Origin of the sequence: Noviherbaspirillum pedocola (assembly GCF_016632335.1) — a bacterium.
Taxonomy (GTDB): domain Bacteria; phylum Pseudomonadota; class Gammaproteobacteria; order Burkholderiales; family Burkholderiaceae_D; genus Noviherbaspirillum_A; species Noviherbaspirillum_A pedocola.
On the sequence record NZ_JAEPBG010000004.1, the window covers coordinates 267,842 to 284,672 of the forward strand.

General features: G+C 62.3%; 16 protein-coding genes. 9 read left to right on the top strand and 7 right to left on the bottom strand.

Features of this window, described 5'->3' with window-relative positions; all coding sequences use genetic code 11:
• Positions 1–44: 44 nt before the first annotated feature.
• The 8 genes from JJB74_RS12130 (at position 45) to JJB74_RS12165 (ending at position 7,505) form a co-directional block, all read left to right on the top strand.
• Positions 45–1,784: an IlvD/Edd family dehydratase gene (locus JJB74_RS12130; protein WP_200592127.1), complete on the top strand. Its 1,740-nt coding sequence runs from the start codon at positions 45–47 to the stop codon at positions 1,782–1,784.
• Positions 1,785–1,871: 87 nt separating this feature from the next.
• On the top strand, positions 1,872–3,056 hold the full coding sequence (locus JJB74_RS12135; protein ID WP_200592128.1) for an alpha-hydroxy acid oxidase: 1,185 nt from the start codon (positions 1,872–1,874) through the stop codon (positions 3,054–3,056).
• A gap of 114 nt (positions 3,057–3,170) precedes the next feature.
• The gene (locus tag JJB74_RS12140) at positions 3,171–4,106 is read left to right on the top strand and encodes a DMT family transporter (protein WP_200592129.1); all 936 of its coding nucleotides are present in this window, start codon (positions 3,171–3,173) and stop codon (positions 4,104–4,106) included.
• A 39-nt stretch (positions 4,107–4,145) separates the two neighbouring features.
• Entirely contained in the window at positions 4,146–5,087 is a 942-nt protein-coding gene (locus JJB74_RS12145; RefSeq protein ID WP_200592130.1) for a dihydrodipicolinate synthase family protein, read from the top strand.
• 3 nt (positions 5,088–5,090) lie between these two features.
• A complete protein-coding gene (locus JJB74_RS12150; protein WP_200592131.1) occupies positions 5,091–6,029 on the top strand; it encodes a 2-dehydro-3-deoxygalactonokinase in 939 nt (312 codons plus the stop codon).
• 1 nt (position 6,030) lies between these two features.
• Positions 6,031–6,702, top strand: coding sequence for a 2-dehydro-3-deoxy-6-phosphogalactonate aldolase (locus JJB74_RS12155; RefSeq protein ID WP_200592132.1), 672 nt, complete (start codon positions 6,031–6,033; stop codon positions 6,700–6,702).
• Between the two features lie 11 nt (positions 6,703–6,713).
• Positions 6,714–6,902 carry a hypothetical protein gene (locus JJB74_RS12160; RefSeq protein WP_200592133.1) on the top strand — a complete coding sequence of 63 codons (189 nt, stop codon included), beginning with the start codon at positions 6,714–6,716 and terminating at the stop codon, positions 6,900–6,902.
• A 300-nt stretch (positions 6,903–7,202) separates the two neighbouring features.
• Positions 7,203–7,505, top strand: coding sequence for a DUF4148 domain-containing protein (locus JJB74_RS12165; RefSeq protein WP_200592134.1), 303 nt, complete (start codon positions 7,203–7,205; stop codon positions 7,503–7,505).
• 203 nt (positions 7,506–7,708) lie between these two features.
• Here the strand turns inward: JJB74_RS12165 and JJB74_RS12170 are convergent, their stop codons facing one another.
• Together JJB74_RS12170 and JJB74_RS12175 are read right to left on the bottom strand one after the other, a co-directional pair.
• Complete coding sequence (locus tag JJB74_RS12170) at positions 7,709–9,049, bottom strand: M20/M25/M40 family metallo-hydrolase (RefSeq protein ID WP_200592135.1); 1,341 nt, start codon at positions 9,047–9,049, stop codon at positions 7,709–7,711.
• A gap of 138 nt (positions 9,050–9,187) precedes the next feature.
• On the bottom strand, positions 9,188–9,829 hold the full coding sequence (locus JJB74_RS12175) for a 3'-5' exonuclease (RefSeq protein WP_234484129.1): 642 nt from the start codon (positions 9,827–9,829) through the stop codon (positions 9,188–9,190).
• Between the two features lie 216 nt (positions 9,830–10,045).
• Here JJB74_RS12175 and JJB74_RS12180 point away from each other — a divergent pair, with 216 nt between their 5' ends.
• A complete protein-coding gene (locus JJB74_RS12180) occupies positions 10,046–10,810 on the top strand; it encodes a transporter (RefSeq protein WP_200592136.1) in 765 nt (254 codons plus the stop codon).
• A 63-nt stretch (positions 10,811–10,873) separates the two neighbouring features.
• Here JJB74_RS12180 and JJB74_RS12185 read toward each other — a convergent pair whose 3' ends face one another.
• From JJB74_RS12185 to JJB74_RS12205, 5 genes are all read right to left on the bottom strand, one after another.
• Positions 10,874–12,313: an acetamidase/formamidase family protein gene (locus JJB74_RS12185; RefSeq protein ID WP_200592137.1), complete on the bottom strand. Its 1,440-nt coding sequence runs from the start codon at positions 12,311–12,313 to the stop codon at positions 10,874–10,876.
• An 88-nt stretch (positions 12,314–12,401) separates the two neighbouring features.
• Entirely contained in the window at positions 12,402–12,800 is a 399-nt protein-coding gene (locus JJB74_RS12190; RefSeq protein ID WP_200592138.1) for a RidA family protein, read from the bottom strand.
• Positions 12,797–14,395, bottom strand: a complete 1,599-nt coding sequence (locus JJB74_RS12195; RefSeq protein WP_200592139.1) for an amino acid ABC transporter permease/ATP-binding protein — start codon at positions 14,393–14,395, stop codon at positions 12,797–12,799. The genes JJB74_RS12190 and JJB74_RS12195 overlap by 4 nt, the downstream gene beginning before the upstream one ends.
• 18 nt (positions 14,396–14,413) lie before the next feature.
• A complete protein-coding gene (locus JJB74_RS12200; protein WP_234484130.1) occupies positions 14,414–15,361 on the bottom strand; it encodes an ABC transporter substrate-binding protein in 948 nt (315 codons plus the stop codon).
• A gap of 419 nt (positions 15,362–15,780) precedes the next feature.
• A complete protein-coding gene (locus JJB74_RS12205) occupies positions 15,781–16,770 on the bottom strand; it encodes an isopenicillin N synthase family dioxygenase (protein ID WP_200592140.1) in 990 nt (329 codons plus the stop codon).
• Between the last annotated feature and the right edge of the window lie 61 nt (positions 16,771–16,831).

Consider the following 16,831-nt stretch of genomic DNA (forward strand, 5'->3'; position numbering starts at 1 on the left):
GCTCTGTAGATCAACAGAACGCTAACAACGGAAAGAATGCTTCGATGTCGCATACGAAATCACGCCCCCTACGTTCCGCGCAATGGTTCGGCACCGCTGACAAGAACGGCTTCATGTATCGAAGCTGGATGAAGAACCAGGGCATTCCCGACCATGAATTCCAGGGCAAGCCCATCATCGGCATCTGCAACACCTGGTCCGAACTCACGCCGTGCAACGCGCACTTCCGCAAGATCGCCGAGCATGTGAAGCGCGGCATCTTCGAGGCCGGCGGCTTTCCGGTGGAGTTCCCGGTGTTCTCCAACGGCGAGTCGAACCTGCGCCCGACCGCGATGCTCACGCGCAACCTGGCGAGCATGGATGTGGAAGAGTCCATCTGCGGCAACCCGGTCGACGGCGTAGTGCTGCTAACCGGCTGCGACAAGACCACGCCGGCTTTGCTGATGGGAGCGGCCAGTTGCGATATCCCGGCCATCGTCGTCACCGGCGGGCCCATGCTCAACGGCAAGCATGAGGGCAAGGACATTGGCTCCGGCACGGCGGTCTGGCAGTTGCATGAAGCGGTCAAGGCAGGGCAGATCACCCTGCATGAATTCATGTCGGCCGAAGCCGGCATGTCGCGTTCGGCCGGCACCTGCAACACCATGGGCACCGCCTCGACCATGGCATGCATGGCAGAAGCGCTGGGCACATCGCTGCCGCACAACGCGGCGATTCCCGCGGTCGATGCGCGCCGTTATGTGCTGGCCCACATGTCGGGCATGCGCATCGTCGACATGGTCTGGGAAGACCTTCGGCTGTCCAAGGTCCTCACGCGCCAGGCTTTCGAGAATGCGATACGCGTGAACGCCGCCATCGGCGGCTCGACCAATGCGGTGATCCACCTGAAAGCCATCGCCGGGCGCATCGGCGTGCCGCTGGAATTGGAGGATTGGACGATCACGGGGCGCGGCACGCCGACCATCGTCGACCTGATGCCGTCGGGCCGCTTCCTGATGGAAGACTTTTACTACGCCGGCGGTTTGCCGGGAGTGTTGCGTCGGCTGCTCGAAGCCGGCCTGCTGCCGCATCCGGACGCGCTGACCGTCAACGGCAACACTCTGGGCGAGAATACGCGCGGCGCGCCTATCCACAATGAAGAGGTGATACGCCCGCTGGACCGCCCGCTGGTTGCCGACGGCGGCATCTGCATCCTGCGCGGCAATCTGGCGCCGCGCGGCGCGGTGCTCAAACCGTCGGCGGCATCGCCCGCATTGATGCGGCATCGCGGTCAGGCCATCGTCTTCGAGGACTTCGACCACTACAAATCCCGCATCAACGATCCCGACCTGCCGGTCGATGCGAACTCGGTGCTGGTGATGAAGCATTGCGGGCCCAAGGGCTATCCCGGCATGGCCGAGGTCGGCAACATGGGACTTCCTCCGAAACTCCTGGCGCAGGGCGTCACAGACATGGTGCGCATTTCGGATGCGCGCATGAGCGGCACCGCGTATGGCACCGTGGTGCTGCATGTGGCGCCGGAAGCGGCCGCCGGCGGCCCGCTGGCGATCGTGCGGGACGGCGACTGGATCGAGCTCGATTGCGGCGCCGGGCGTCTGCACCTCGATATCAGCGCCGAGGAAATGGCGGCACGCCTCGAGCGGATACAGAACATGCCGGCTGCGCCGAATCGTGGCGGCTACCAGAAGCTGTATGTCGACCATGTATTGCAGGCCGACGAGGGATGCGACTTCGACTTCCTCGTCGGTTGCCGCGGCGCGGAGGTGCCGAAGCATTCGCATTGAGGCCGCATTTCCGGCGTAAGGGCGGCAACGGCTCATGCGCCGGCTTGCGTCCACCCATGAACAGACCAGCAGAAAGACGATCCATCCATGAAAACAGCCAACATCGCGGATCTGAGAGAACAGGCGCGCCGGCGCCTGCCCACCATGTTTTTCGACTACATCGATGGCGGGTCATTCAGCGAAAGGACGATGCGCGCCAATGAAGCCGACTTCGACGACTGGCTGCTCGACCCGCTGGTCCTGCGCGACGTTTCCCACCGCGATCTATCGGCATCCTTCCTGGGCGGCGAGCATGCATTGCCCATCGTGCTCGGCCCGGTCGGCTTTGCCGGCCTGTTCGCCGGAAATGGCGAAGCGCAGGCGGCGCAGGCCGCCGCCGCGGCGGGAATTCCGATGTGCCTGTCCACCTTTTCAATCTGCTCGATGGAGGAAGTCGCGCGCGCGGCCGACATGCCGCTCTACCTCCAGCTCTACATCCTTCGCGACCGCATCCTGTGTGAAGAGATGATCGAGCGCGCGAGGAATGCCAACGTGAAGGCGCTGGTGCTGACGGTCGATTCAGCGGTCTCGAGCATACGCGAGCGCGATACGCGCAATGGCTTCCGAACGGCGTCCAGGCTTAGGCCGGGAGCGGCGCTGGATATGGCCCTGCATCCGCGCTGGGCTGCCGACATGCTGCTGTCCCGGCGTCCCAGGCTGGGGAATATCTCGCCGCGCTGCAGCGCCGGCAGGAACTTCATGGACCAGGTCAGCTTCCTGTCGAATCAGCTCGATCCGACGCTGCGCTGGGAAGACATCCGCTGGCTGAAGGAGCGCTGGAATGGGCCGCTGGTCATCAAGGGCATCCTGACGCCGGACGATGCGCGGCGCGCAGTCGACCATGGAGCGACCGCCATCGTCGTCAGCAATCACGGCGGCCGCCAGCTCGACGGCGCCATGTCCACCATTTCCGCGTTGCCCAGCGTCGCCGCCGCGGTCGACGGCGAAGTCGAAATTTTCCTCGATGGCGGCGTGCGACGCGGCACGCACATCGTCAAGGCCCTGGCGCTCGGCGCCGACGGCGTGTTTCTCGGGCGCGCCTGGGTGTACGGACTTGCTGCCCATGGCCGCTCGGGAGTGGCCGATGCCATCAGCCTGCTGCGCGCCGAGTTCGATCTCACGCTGGCGCTGATGGGCGTCACCAGCATCGCCGAGTTGCGCAAGACAGGCACCAGGCTGCGGCGCACGCAGCCCGGCATCGGCAACGCAGCGGTATTGCGGCGAGCATCCTAGCCATGTTCGAACATGCATTACGGCGCGCCGATCCGAAAGGTCGACCATGAACCTGCCATGCGCCTTCCGGCGATTGCACGCCTTCGGGCGGCGGCACAAGCGTGCAGTTGGCCTATGACTGCGTCATGCGGACGGCGCCATGCTGCCACGGCGATCGTCATGATCCTGTTCTCCGCCCTGTTCCTGGCGACGATGGATGCGGCGACCAAGCAGGTGAGCGGCGCGCTGTCGGTCGCCTTCGTGATGTGGGCGCGCTATACCATCCAGGCCATTGTCATGGCCGTCTGCATCGCCAGGGCAGTGGGCCGGGACGGGTTCCGAACGGCGCATCCGCGCTTTCAGATCCTGCGCGGCACGGCGCTGGTAACCGCCAGCGGCATGGCATTCATCAGCCTGCGCTACATGCCGCTGGCCGAGGTCACCGCCATCGTGATGCTGTCTCCGGTGCTCGTGACAGCCGCATCGCGCAGGATGTCGCGCGACGGTATCGGTGCTATGCGCTGGCTGCTGGTCTGCGGCGCATTCCTCGGCACGCTGGTCATCATTCGGCCCGGCAGCGGCGCCTTCGGCCCGATCGTGATCGTGCCCCTGCTCGGCATGCTGGTGGTTTCGGCATACAGCCTGCTGACGGGCCGCCTGGCCCTGCTCGAACAGCCCAGCACGACCCAGTTCTATTCGGGCGTGACAGGCAGCGTGCTGTCGGCATGCGCCATGCTGTTTGTCGACGCGGGATTCCCCGATGCGCTGCCCGCGTCGATCGCTGTTCATGTCACGCTGCTGCTGTTGATCGGCGCATGCTCGACGCTCGGCCACCTGCTGCTTGCCATGGCATTTCGCCGCAGCAATCCTGCGTCGCTGATGCCGTTCACCTATGCGCAGATCGGCTTCGCCGCCATCCTGAGCTGGGTGGTGTTTCATCATGCGCCCGACTTCTGGACCTGTGTCGGCATGGGCACCATCGCGGCTTGCGGCGCCATCACTGCCTGGATCAATATGCGTTCGAAGACCGCTGCGGCCCTGGAAACGTCAAGCCTGGAAATCACTTCCTGATTGGCGTCATCAGCTTCCATCCACCAGAAAGGAAACCCAATGACTGACATAGCAAGACAAGCCTCTCGCACCGCGTACAAGGGGGTGTTCCCGGTAGTCCCGACGATTTTCAATGACCAGGGCGAGCTCGATCTCGAAGGACAGCGCCGCTGCGTGGACTTCATGATCGATGCCGGATCGAACGGACTGTGCATCCTTGCGAATTTTTCCGAGCAATTCGTATTGACCGATGAAGAACGTAATCAGGTGATGGACACGGTGCTCGAGCATGTCGGCGGCAGGGTGCCAGTGATCGTTACCACGACCCACTTCGCAACGCAGATCTGCGCGGAGCGCAGCCGCCGTGCCCAGGAGCGTGGCGCCGCCATGGTGATGATCATGCCTCCGTATCACGGCGCGACGATCCGGGTTGGTGAACGCGGTATCCATGAATTCTTCAGCCGGGTCTCGGATGCGATCCGTATCCCGATCATGATCCAGGACGCGCCCGTGGCCGGCACCACGCTGTCGGCGGCCTTCCTCGCCAGGATGGCAACCGAGATCGCCAATGTCGCGTATTTCAAGATCGAAGTGCCGCAGGCCGCGGCCAAGCTGCGCGAGCTGATCGCCCTGGGCGGCGACGCCATCGCCGGACCGTGGGATGGCGAGGAAGCCATCACCCTCATGGCCGATCTGGATGCCGGGGCGACCGGTTCCATGACCGGCGGCGGCTATCCGGACGGCATCCGGCAGATCATGGACGCGTATGCGGGCAACCGGCGTGAAGAGGCTGCTCGCCTGTATGAAAAGTGGCTGCCGCTGATCAATTTCGAAAACCGCCAGTGCGGCTTGATCGCTGCCAAGGCGCTGATGAAAGAGGGCGGCATCATCGCCTCCGAGGCGGTCAGGCATCCGCTCCAGCCGCTGCATCCCGCCACGCGCGCGGACCTGATCGACATTGCCAGGCGCCTCGACCCGGTGGTGCTGCGCTGGGGTAAGTAAGACATGATGAACAGCTCCACGCTACGCCCTGACATGTCACGTGCGCGCTTCGTGGCGGTCGATTGGGGGACCAGCAGCTTTCGCGCCTGGCCGATGTCCGCCGATGGCATGCCGCTGGCGCAAAGCCGGGGCCCCGAAGGAATGCTGCACTGCATGACTGAAGGCTTCGAACCCGTGCTGCGCCAGCACCTCGAGCGGCTGGGGGCGCCGGCCCACCTTCCGATCCTGATCAGCGGCATGGCGGGAGCAAGACAGGGCTGGAAGGAAGCGCCGTATCTGCAGACGCCGACGCGTCCGGATGAACTGCATCGCGGCGCGGTGAAGATCGATGCGCTTGGGGACGTTCGCATTCTTCCTGGCATCGCGCAGCGTGATGCGTCGCGTCCGGACGTCATGCGCGGCGAGGAAACGCAGCTCCTTGGCGCGGTGCGCGGCGACTTCTCCGGTCTGGTCTGCATCCCTGGAACCCATAGCAAGTGGATCAGGCTCGAGACAGGCTGCGTCATGACATTCTCGACTTACCTGACGGGCGAGCTGTTCTCGGTCCTCGGCAAACACAGCATCCTGGCGCATGCGGTGGAGCCGGACCAGCCGCCATTGCCGGATGCGCCTGCCTTTCGCAGCGGGCTCGACGCCGGGATGCACCGGGGATTGCAGGAACAGTTATTCCGCCTGCGTGCAGCGCAGTTGCTCGGCTTTGAACAGCGTGGGGATGGTGCCGCCCGCTTGTCCGGTCTGCTGATAGGGGCCGAACTTGCCGATGCCGGGCGGCAGTATGGTGGCAACGGACCTATCCTGCTGATTGCAGCCGGCATGCTGGGTCAACTGTATGAGGCTGCGCTACGGCAAGCGGGCTGGGATGTCGAAACCGTGGACGCGGAAAAGGCCGCGCAGGCCGGCCTGGCAAGAGCTGCAGCCAATCTCTGGGGGGAACACTTCTGACATGAGCACTTTTGAATTGAAGGCATCCGTGCCCTGGCCCGATACGAGGCGAGCGCTCGTCGCGATCATGCGTGGCATCCGGCCGGAAGAGGTCGAGGCCATTGGTGAAGCATTGATCGACAGCGGTTTCGAGATCATCGAAGTGCCGCTGAATTCCCCCGAGCCGTTCGCGTCGATCGAACGCCTGGCGCGGCGCTTTGGCGCAGATTGCCTCATCGGTGCGGGAACGGTGGTGAGCGCGGCGCAATGTGACAAGGTCGCCGCCGCGGGCGGACGATTGATGGTCAGCCCCAATGTGAATGCCGAAGTCATGGCCGCTGCGCAGGCGCATGGCATGGTTACCATGCCGGGCGTGTTCACTGCCACCGAGGCCTATCTGGCGCTGAGCCTGGGCGCTTCGGCATTGAAATTCTTTCCCGCTTCGGTGCTTGGTCCCAGCGGCATCGCCGCACTGCGCGCCATCCTGCCGCAGGATGCAGTCCTTGGCGCCGTGGGTGGCATCTCCGAAATCAATTTCGGCGCTTACGCTGCCGCCGGCATCCGTACCTTCGGGCTGGGCAGCAGCCTCTACCGTCCGGGAATGTCGGCCGAGGAGGTCAGGCGAACCGCTTCGGCCTCCATCAAGGCATATGAGCTCGCGATGCATGAGAATGCGCGTGCGGCGCAGGGTTAATGAGGTGAAGCATGGACAATAACGGCACGCTGAAAGAATGTACGTTGGCACACCCGATGCCAGCGGCAGAGGCGGAAGCGGGAGGATGGGTTCACCAGGACGTCGATGAGCTGCGCGACCTCGATGTATTTGGTGTTGAGTACCGCTGCCGAGCGTGCGGCCTGACATTCATTGCTGAAAATACGCGCTACACGCGCTAGAACCACCGGGGCACGAAGAGCTGGTGGCAGCAATAAAGGTCATCGTCTGGATGATCAGATTCAACACCTTCATCAAGCCATGAAGACCTCACCCGACACCGGCAGGATTATTCCAGTATCTGGAATGAATATTTGACGTATGTGCTGTTTATTGCCACCGATCTGGTAAGTAAACTGTGCTTCATCGATGAACACACAAATAAACAAGTGCGCTTCAGCGAGGCAGGACCCGACGGGCGACAACCATTGCCTGACCGCCGAGCCTGAAAAACACGGATTAACCTGATCTTGGAGAACAACATGAACGTCAAACAACTGATTGCCGCTGCTGCCGTTTTCGCTGCCGCTGGTTCCGCTTTTGCACAGCAGACTGAATTTGTCGCACCGGATGCCGGCTTCAAATCGACGCTGACGCGTGCCGAAGTGCGCCAGGACCTGGCCCAGGCGCAAGCGCAAGGCCAAACCGCAATGCGCGAGCATGATGGCCAGGACACCATCTACGCACGTAGCGACAAATCACGCCAGGACGCAAAGATCGAGCAAGCCAAGGCCGTTAAGGAGCAGCACAGCAAGTCGCCGGTCAATAGCTTGTATTTCGGCTAATCCTGATAAAACCGCACCAGCCGCCGTTCTCGGCCTGGGATAGCACAGCCGGCATGACGCCGGCTTTGTCATTGGTGCGGCATGGTCGCCAGAGCAGACCATGCTGCCGGAGCGAGATGAGGCCGCGTGGGCCTATCCATGACCCATGAGGCGGCACGCTCCGAGCAATTGGTGATTGCCGTGCCGCCGCATGTCCTTGCAGTTCAGTGAGTCACATCCAGCAACGATGCCTGGATGCCTTGCACACCTGATAGACCAAGAATGGTGAGCAGCACGTTTTGCGGGCCGATATGGGCATTTACCGGAGCCCACCATTCGTTTTTCGCCGAGTGTATGCCTGATGAAGAACCGCCGCCGCTCATCGTGATCGCGGGGATTCCCAGGCTCATCGGCAAATTGGCATCGGTGGAGTGGGCACTGTCGAGAGCGGGCTTTCTGCCCTGTGCTGCCGCCGCGGCCAACGCTACCTGGACAATTGGCGAGTTCACGGACATCTTTCCTGCCGGCCGATCTCCAATCAGCACCGGTTCAGCCTTGATCGCCGTGCTGTTCCACCGCTGATTGGTGTCTTCCACGCCTTGTTGCACAGCAGCCAGAATCTGCTTTTCTATCCGCTGCAACGCCGTCTTGTCTTCCGAACGCATGTCGACCAGCATGGAGGCCGACCCTGCGATCGTATTGACGGACTGGCCTCCCTCAATGACCCCGACATTGAACGTCACCTTCGGATCGGTGGTGACGCGCAAATCATCGATTCTGGCCACGGCTCTTCCCAAAGCATGAATTGCGGAAGGCAGGCCAAACGCCTCATAGCTATGTCCGCCCGGCCCCTTGAAGTTGATCTTGTAGCGACGGCTGCCGGTGGCAAGGTAAGTCACCGGCTCGCCTGCGTCGCCACCCAGGGCTGGCTCCAGGCCGACAAACGCCTTGATCTCCTTGTGCTCTGCAAAGATATGCTTGACGCCTTTCAGGTCACCCAGGCCTTCTTCGCCCACATTGCCGCAAAAGATAATGTCGCCGTCCGTTTGAATCTTTGCCGCCTTCATCGCCTCGACGATCGTCAGGATCGCTGCCAGCGATCGCGCATTGTCCGCAATGCCGGGGGCGTACAGCCGGCCATCCCTTTCCGAAAGGGTCAGATCGGTATTCGTGGGGTACACCGTATCGAGATGCGCTGCCAGCATGATGGTAGGGCCGCTCCCATTTCCCTTGTAGGTCCCCATCGCATTTCCTGCGTCATCGATATGTACCTGCTCCAGGCCCAGCGCCTTGAAACGTTCAGCGACAGCGCTTGCGCGCTTTCCTTCCTGGAAGGTGGGTGCGGGAATGGCATTGAGGGTCTTTGTATTGGCGACGGTCTTCGCCTCATTCTTTTCAATGAAGTCCAGCGCCTGCCTGATTGAAGGCTGCTGAACGAGTTTATTCATCGGCTCGTTGATTCCCGGCAGAAGAGGAGGGGACGCTTCTGCGGCAAAGGCGAAAGATGCGACCAAGGTTCCTGTGACAAGTGTGGAAAGTGCGGCAAGTCGTACGCTGGCATGCATTACTGCGGTCTCCTTTTGGTTTGAATGATGGCTGCGAAGCTGCGCTCGACAATACACGGTTTGGGATGCCGCCATCGGAAAAGCTTAGTTCCGCCTTGGAGCCGAGGCACCCGCAGAGCGCTTCAGGGAAGTTGCTTGTCAATGCCCGGATTCTTCTTGCCGATGCCGTTGTATGCACTGGTTCAGCTGGTGCTTCGGGGCACGTTGAATCTTGCACAGCAGCGCATGCGAAACCTCGTGGACCTCGTATCGTTGTCCCAATTCCCCTATCAGCTTGACAAATAGACTGGCAGCCATTTCCGCGTCAGCCAGCGCCCGGTGAGCGCGTCCAGCCACAGGAAGATTCGCATACTCGACAAGTGCGCCAAGCCTGTGACTCGGTGCCTGCGGGAACAGACGCCGTGACAGCAGCAAGGAGCATGCGAACTGCTGAGGTCTGACTCGGTCGATATGCGCCAGCTCGGCGTCCCAGAATTTGCTGTCGAAAGACGCGTTGTGGGCAACCAATGGATAGTCGCCTACGAAATCCGATACTTCCTGCATGACTGCGGCAGCTTTTGGCGCCTTGCGTATCATCGCGTCGGAAATTCCGGTGAGGGTTTCGATGTAAGAAGGGATGCGTACTCCCGCATTCATCAGACTCTGGTAACGGTCCACGACCTTTCCATTCTCCAGGAGGACAGCGGCAATTTCAGTAGCGCGGTCTCCTTGCGCGGGTGACAACCCGGTTGTTTCAAAATCGATTACAGCCACAATTTCCACAGTACGTTCCTCTGGCATTCACATTCCAATGTCCGGATTGTCTCATCCGAAGCGATGTCGATAAGGACTTTGGGACAGTTTGTGGCAAACCATCTCCCAGGCCGAAAAGACCATTGCTGGCACAAGAGCGGCCCTATGATTGCTCATTCGATACATGGACTTGCTCGCGATGTCGCTTCGAGCCTGGTACCGGCATATCGAGAAGCAAGACCCGTCATTGGAAAGGAAGCATGAATGATTGCAGCAAAAGGGCTTGTGGCGGCAGTACTCGCGGTCGTGGTATCGCTTTCCTGGGCAGAAGAAAATACGGGCGTTACGCCATACCGGCCCTCCCTATCCAATCCGGCACAATTGCCGAAGCCGGGCCAGCTCGAGCTGGAATTCGGTGGCTTGCACTCGAAGACCGGAAATGCCCGGGAAGACAGTCTGCCTTACCTTTTGAAGCTTGGATTTTCCAAAGAATGGGGAATCCTCATTGGCGGCGAAGCCTACGTCTGGTCCCGCGATGAAGAAGGTTCACGAGAACACGGCGTAGGTGACACGAGCTTCATTCTCAAACGCGCATTCATTGTGAATAGCAAGACGGCTTTTGGATTGGAGCTCGATGCAAAGGTGCCGACTGCGAAGGAAGCCATTGGCAGCGGAAAGGCCGAGTACACCTTGAACGGCATCTACAGCCAGGACATGGGCAGCATGCACCTGGACGCGAACCTCAATACGACTCGGGTCGGCGTCATCGAGCCCGGCACGGCACGCATGCAGACCGGCCTGTCTGCATCGCTTTCCATGCCATTGGTGAAGGGATGGCGGGGCGTCACTGAACTGTCCGGGACACGGCGCAGCGGTACACCAACCACGGCGCAACTGCTTGCTGCGGTCGTGTACAACCCAAGTAAGTGGTATGCCATCGACGTCGGCATGGCCAAGGGTCTCACCAGCAAGTCACAGGACTGGTCCATCTTTAGTGGTTTTGTCATTCCCATTGCCAGGCTTTGGTAGCACGGATGACCAGTCACACTTCGCTAGTGTTCGTGCCGGTGATGGTGTTCGCACCGCCATGCGTCAGCTGACGAATACCATCTTCTTCAGCAATGCATGCACGCCCCAATTGCCATCCACGACCTGGGTGACGCCGAAGTCGACCCCCACGGACATCAGCGAGATCGCTTCGTCCTCGGTGAGTCCCTTCGCCGTCATCAGGAAATGACGCATCTTGCGATACGCATCGCGCATCGCTCGTTCCAGGGAAGACTTCTGGAATATCTCGCTTTGCGCCTGCTCCCCGAGTTCGGCGAGATAGTTCGCATAACTGAAGCCATGCACCACCCATTCATCGCGGGTCTCGAGCAGCGGGTAATGCAGCCCGGCCAGCGCCGTTCCATCGAGGTCTGCGCGCTTGTGCAGGATCAGCTGGAAGGTGCCGGTGAGAGAGCATTCGATGGCCGTGCCGCACAGTTCCGCATCGCCTTGCGACGCATGCGGATCGCCGACCGAGAACATGGCGCCGGCCACGGCCACCAGATAGTAGACCGTCGCCCCCTTGCCGATGCGCCAGTTGTCGATGTTGCCGCCGGTGTAGCTCGGCGGAATCGATGAAGCCATCTCGGCTTCGGCCGGCGCCACGCCTATGGTGCCGAAGTGCGCCCGCACCGGCACACGGACGTTTTTCAGCACATCATGGTTCTTGACGATGGTGCTGTGATCCACGGGCACGCCCGGGTAGTCGATGCTCGCATGCACGACGCCGAAGGGATCGGTCTGCGGCGTCCAGCGATAGTTGTAGACGGCGCGCGCCCAGTGGCTGTCGCCCGATGCGTCAAGCTCGTAGATCGTGATGACTTCGCGCTGCCTGGGCTCGGTAAGCATGTCACCGTAATGGAAGCCCCAGTTCGCCGCGGCGTTGCTGCCATAGGTTTTGCCGCGATACAGCGGATTGGCGCTGGGGCGCGGCTTGACATCGATGATGCGCACCTCCAGCACGTCGCCGGGTTGCGCATTGCGGACATGGACCGGGCCGGTGCAGATGTGCACGCCCAGACCGCCGCCAGCGCCGGCCGGATGCTGCATGTCGCCCGTGCCGCGACGATCCACGTTCTTGCCCTTGCTGTCCCAATGGAAGACGCTCTCGGCGCCCGGGTCGCCCTGCACCATGCGCTCGATATCGTCCGCGGCATGATGCGTCAGCGTCTCGATGGTGACGTAGTCGCCGGAATTGACTTCCAGTACCGGCGCGGCCGAACGGCTGAAGTAACCCCAGAGCACCGTATCCTTCGTCGCCGGAATGTAATGATGCGCACGGGGCTCGTCGACCAGCGTCGCGGAATCGGCGCGGGGCGCCGCTGCTTCACTGCGCAGCGCAGGCATGCCCGCAGGCGCTGCCTTCGCGGCGCCGTCTTCCTTCAGGCATGCCTGCACGGACTCCTTCAAGGCTTCGGCGGCATCGGCCAGGTCATCGGGCGATGCGCCATGCGTGCACATGGCAGTGCAGATGTGTTGGTTCATGGTTGGTGATATTTCCTGTCGAAGTTTTCCGGGAAAAGCGGGCGTGCCGCTTCCCGCAAGAGCAAGGCATACGCGGGCGCAGCAAGCGTCATTTGCGGATGCCGACGATCAAGTCGATTTCGACCAGGGCGCCGACCGCCAGTCCGGTCACGCCGACGCAGGTGCGGCTCGGCAAGGGGCCGCTGAACCAGGAGGCATAGGCGGCATTGAAGGCGTCGTAGTCGGCGAAGTCGGTCAGGTAGACACGCACCATCAGCGCATCGTCGAGCGTGAGCCCGAACTGCGCGAGCACCGCCTCGAGATTCCTGCGAACCCGTTCGGCCTGGACGACGACGTCTCCCTCGATGATGTCGCCAGTCGCCGGATCGGTCGGCATCTGCCCGGTGACGAAGAGCAGGTCGCCCCATTGGGTGGCGTGAGAAAACGGGCCCACCTGGGGAGGAACACCCTGCTCGGGCCGGAAGCTGAAGCTCTGCTTGCCAATCATGCTGTGATCGTCTCCGGATAGTCGCCTTGCATCACGCTGAGGAATCGCGCGGTCAGCGGGTGCCTGGGGCGGGTAAGGACTTCGTGCGCCGGTCCTTCTTCAGTGACCGCGCCGTTGCTGAGGAAGACGACACGATCGGCGACTTCCTTCGCGAAACGCACCTGGTGGGTGGAAATGATCATGGTCAGACCGTCCTCGGTGGCCAGCTTGCGGATCACCTCGAGCACCTCGTTGACCATTTCCGGGTCCAGCGCGGAAGTCGGTTCATCGAGCAGCAATACGCTTGGCCTGGGCGCCAGCGCGCGCGCAATGGCGACCCGCTGCTGCTGTCCGCCGGACAGATGCCGTGGCAGAGCATGCGCGCGGTGCCGCAAGCCTACGCGGTCGAGCAATTCCATGGCCCGGTGCTGCGCATCGGCGGCGCTCATGCCATGCACCCAGCGCAGCGGACCGGCAACGTTTTCCAGCGCCGTCAGATGGCCGAACAGGTTGAAGTGCTGGAACACCATGCCGACGCCCGCATACGCCCTCTGCCGGGCAATCTCGCTCATCGACATGGCGCTGCCATCGGCGTGGAATCCAACCCGCTGTCCGGAAATCCGGACCTCGCCCGTGTCCCAGTCCTCGAGGCGATTGATGCAACGTAGCAGGGTGCTTTTGCCGGATCCGCTGGGCCCGAGGAGCGCCACGACCTCGCCCTGGCGCACTGTCAGCGACAGCGAATGGAATACCGGGTGGTTGTCGTACTGCTTGCCCAGGCTGCTGACCTCGACCATGGCCTGTGCCGGCGACGGCTTCACCGGCGCCACGGGCGCAGCCGGCCGGCTGTCGCGCTTGACGACGGCCGAACCCGCGGCATGCGCATCCGATGCCTGCTGCTCGTCATGGTCCGGGGCCGTTGCGCCTTTGCCGAAGAAGCGGCGGGAGAGCCCGCGCCGCGACGAGGCGCGATCCAGGTCCAGCCAGCGCTCGGTCAGCAACTGGATGCCGGCGACGGCGCTGGTCAGGATGAGATAGAGCACGCCCGATGCAAAAAAGACCGAAAAGAAATCGAAGGTCGAGGAGGCCAGCTGCGTGCTGCGCAGCGTCAGTTCCTGCACCGAGATGATCGAGGCGAGGGAACTGTTCTTGAGCGCGCTGACGGCTTCGCTGCCGAAGGCGGGAATCATCGTGCGGATTGCCTGGGGCGCGACGATGCGGCGCATCAGCATCGCCGAAGGCATGCCCAGCGCCTGACCGGCCGCCACCTGGCCGCGGTCCACGCTGCGGATACCGGAACGCAGTATCTCGGCGAAGAACGGGCCTTCGTTCGCGGCCAGCGCGATCCCGCCGGCGACCAGGGCGCTGAACTTGATCCCGATGTGAGGCAGCGCATCGTAGACGAACACCATCTGCAGGATCAGGGGCGTGCCGCGGAAGATGACGGCATAAGTGCGCGCGAAGCCGGATAGCCAGCGCTGGCGGGACATCTGCATAGCCGCCAGCGCCATGCCGAGGAACAGGCCACCCGCAAGCCCCAGCGCCGTCACCTGCAGGGTCAGTAAGATACCCTGCAGGAGATACGCAAGGCTGAGGTAATGCAGGAAGAGTTCCATGGATGCGCTCGCAGAAGCTTACTTGCCGGTGGTCGAGATGATGCGCGGCGCTTCCTGCGCGCCTTCGTCGAGTCCCCACTTCTTCAGCAGCGCCGCTTCCGCGCCGGTGTTCTGGATCTCGGTCAGCGCGGCGACCATGGCATCGCGGAAGCGCGGCTTGTTCTGCGGGATGCCTATGCCGATGTAATACGGCAGCGTGACCGCGACAGCCTTGCTGAGCTTGTCGGGATAGGCCTTGACCGCCTGGTCGACCGTATTGATGTCATTGATATAGGTGTCGGCGCGGCCGGCCAGGATGGCCTGGATGCAGTTGGCGTTGTTGTCATACAGCTGCACCGTCGGCGCCGGCTTGCCCGCGGCCTTGCAGGTATCCGCCAGCTTCTCGATCAGCGGCACCTCGACGAAACCGGTGTTCTCGGCCGCGGTCGCGCCGCACAGGGAGAGATTGATGCCGGTGATGTTCTTCGGATTGCCCTTGGCAACGAGCACGCCGTCGGACACCTTCGAGTAGGTGATGAAATCGACGGCTTTTGCGCGGTCTTCGGTGGCATAGATATCGGAGATCACGAAATCGGCCTGACCACTTTGCAGCGTCGGAATCAGTGCGGCGAAGGTGACGGGCTTGTAGTTCACGGCAAAGCCGAGGCAGCGTCCCATCTGTTCACCGAGCTCGATATCGAATCCGATGTACTTCGACGGATCCTTGGGATCGGCGGATTCATAACCCGGCGTATGCGGATTGATCGCATTGATCAATGTCTTGCCTTTGAGCTCCGGGTATTTCGCTTGCAGCGCGGAGCAGGCCGCGGATACGGCTGGCGCATCATTGGCGGCGAAGGCCGGACTGGCGAAGCCCGCCGCGACAAACATGCCGATGGCGCATTGCTGCAATCGCTTGAGAGATGAACGGGCGCAGTGCTGGTTGGCGGCGCGCTTCGGATTAAAGGACTCGTAGGCCTGGTTCATTACGGACAGCTCCCTGTGAGAAGGCATGCCAAGCGCATGCATCGAAGGAAGTGCAAGACCTATGCCAAGACGAAATGCGCGATACGTGCCGCCCCGGACCGCACATGCTGCGCAAACGCCTCACGGCTGCGCCTGCGCGCGGGCATTTGCGGACCATGCGCCATTCCGAGGTGCGCGCAGTGCGCGGAGACAGTGCAAGGTCCGGGAGGCGGCGAGCCGGATTGATCAGCCATCCTGGTTGCAAACCATGAAGCCAATGGCAAGCGCCGACGCATTGCGTCCGGCATGCGCATGCCATCGGCGCTTCATTGCTGCGGGGAGAGGAGAGGGGTCTGCAGGCCAGCGGCGCCGGAGAGGAAGCGCCGCAGTCAGGGATGGTCACGGCATGCCTTGCGCTTCGGCGCCGCGGCCCGCTGCGTTCAGTTCTGCGTCGTCACGAATGCATTGCGCAGGTATTCGCCCGAGGTGATCGGCTGGTACCTGGGTACTTCACCTTCCGCGCGGCATGTCGGTATGCAACTGATCTCGGCGTCGTAGTTCGGGTTGTGGAAGAACACCAGTGACTGGCGCCGGCTGTCTTCACCGGAGCCGGCGGGCGGATTGACTACCCGGTGCAGCGTCGATACCCAGGTATCGTTGGTCCAGCGTGCCATCAGGTCGCCGATGTTGATGATGTAGCAGTCCGGCACGATCGGCACGTCGACCCATACGCCTTCCGCATTGCACACCTGCAGGCCGCCCGGCCGATCTTCTGCGGCAAGTATGGTCAGGCTGCCGTAATCGGAATGCGCGCCGGCGCGGATCTGTCCGGGCACGGGCTGCGCGATCTGTGCCGGATAGTTCCGCACCCGCAGCCGGCTGATGTGCCTGTCGATCTTGTCATCGAAGAAGGTCTCTTCCAGGCCCAGTCCAAGCGCGAAGATCCGCATCAGGGTCTGCGCGAGCTTGCCCATCTCCCGGTAATACGCGGACCACACCTCCCGCAGTTCGGCGGGCTGCTCCGGCCAGAGATTCGGCGCGAAGTGCTTGCCCGCTTCCGGTGCGAAGGCATAGGCTGCCGGCGGCAGGTCGACCGGGCCTATCATCAGGCTTTCATTCAGGTCGCCCGCCTTCGCATTGGCATCGCGCAGGCGGCCCACCGATTCCTCTTCCATGCCGATATATCCCCGTGTCACATCGGGGGCCGGCCTGGCGACGCGCGCCTTTTCCGCGTGCGGCAGATCGAAGAAGGCGCGCGACACCCTGCGCATGTCGGCGATGCGCTCCGGCGACACGCCGTGCCCGGAGATCACCAGGAAGCCGATATCCCGGCAGGCCTGGTCCACTTGCCGGGCAATGTGCTGTTTCTCCTCGGCGGTCCCCGCAGAAAAGGCGGAGATGTCGATCACTGGTACCTGTAGCAGTTTCATGGTTGAACCGTCCGTATGTTCATGGCAAGGAAAGAAAGTCGGCCGCGCTGCTACGGCAGGC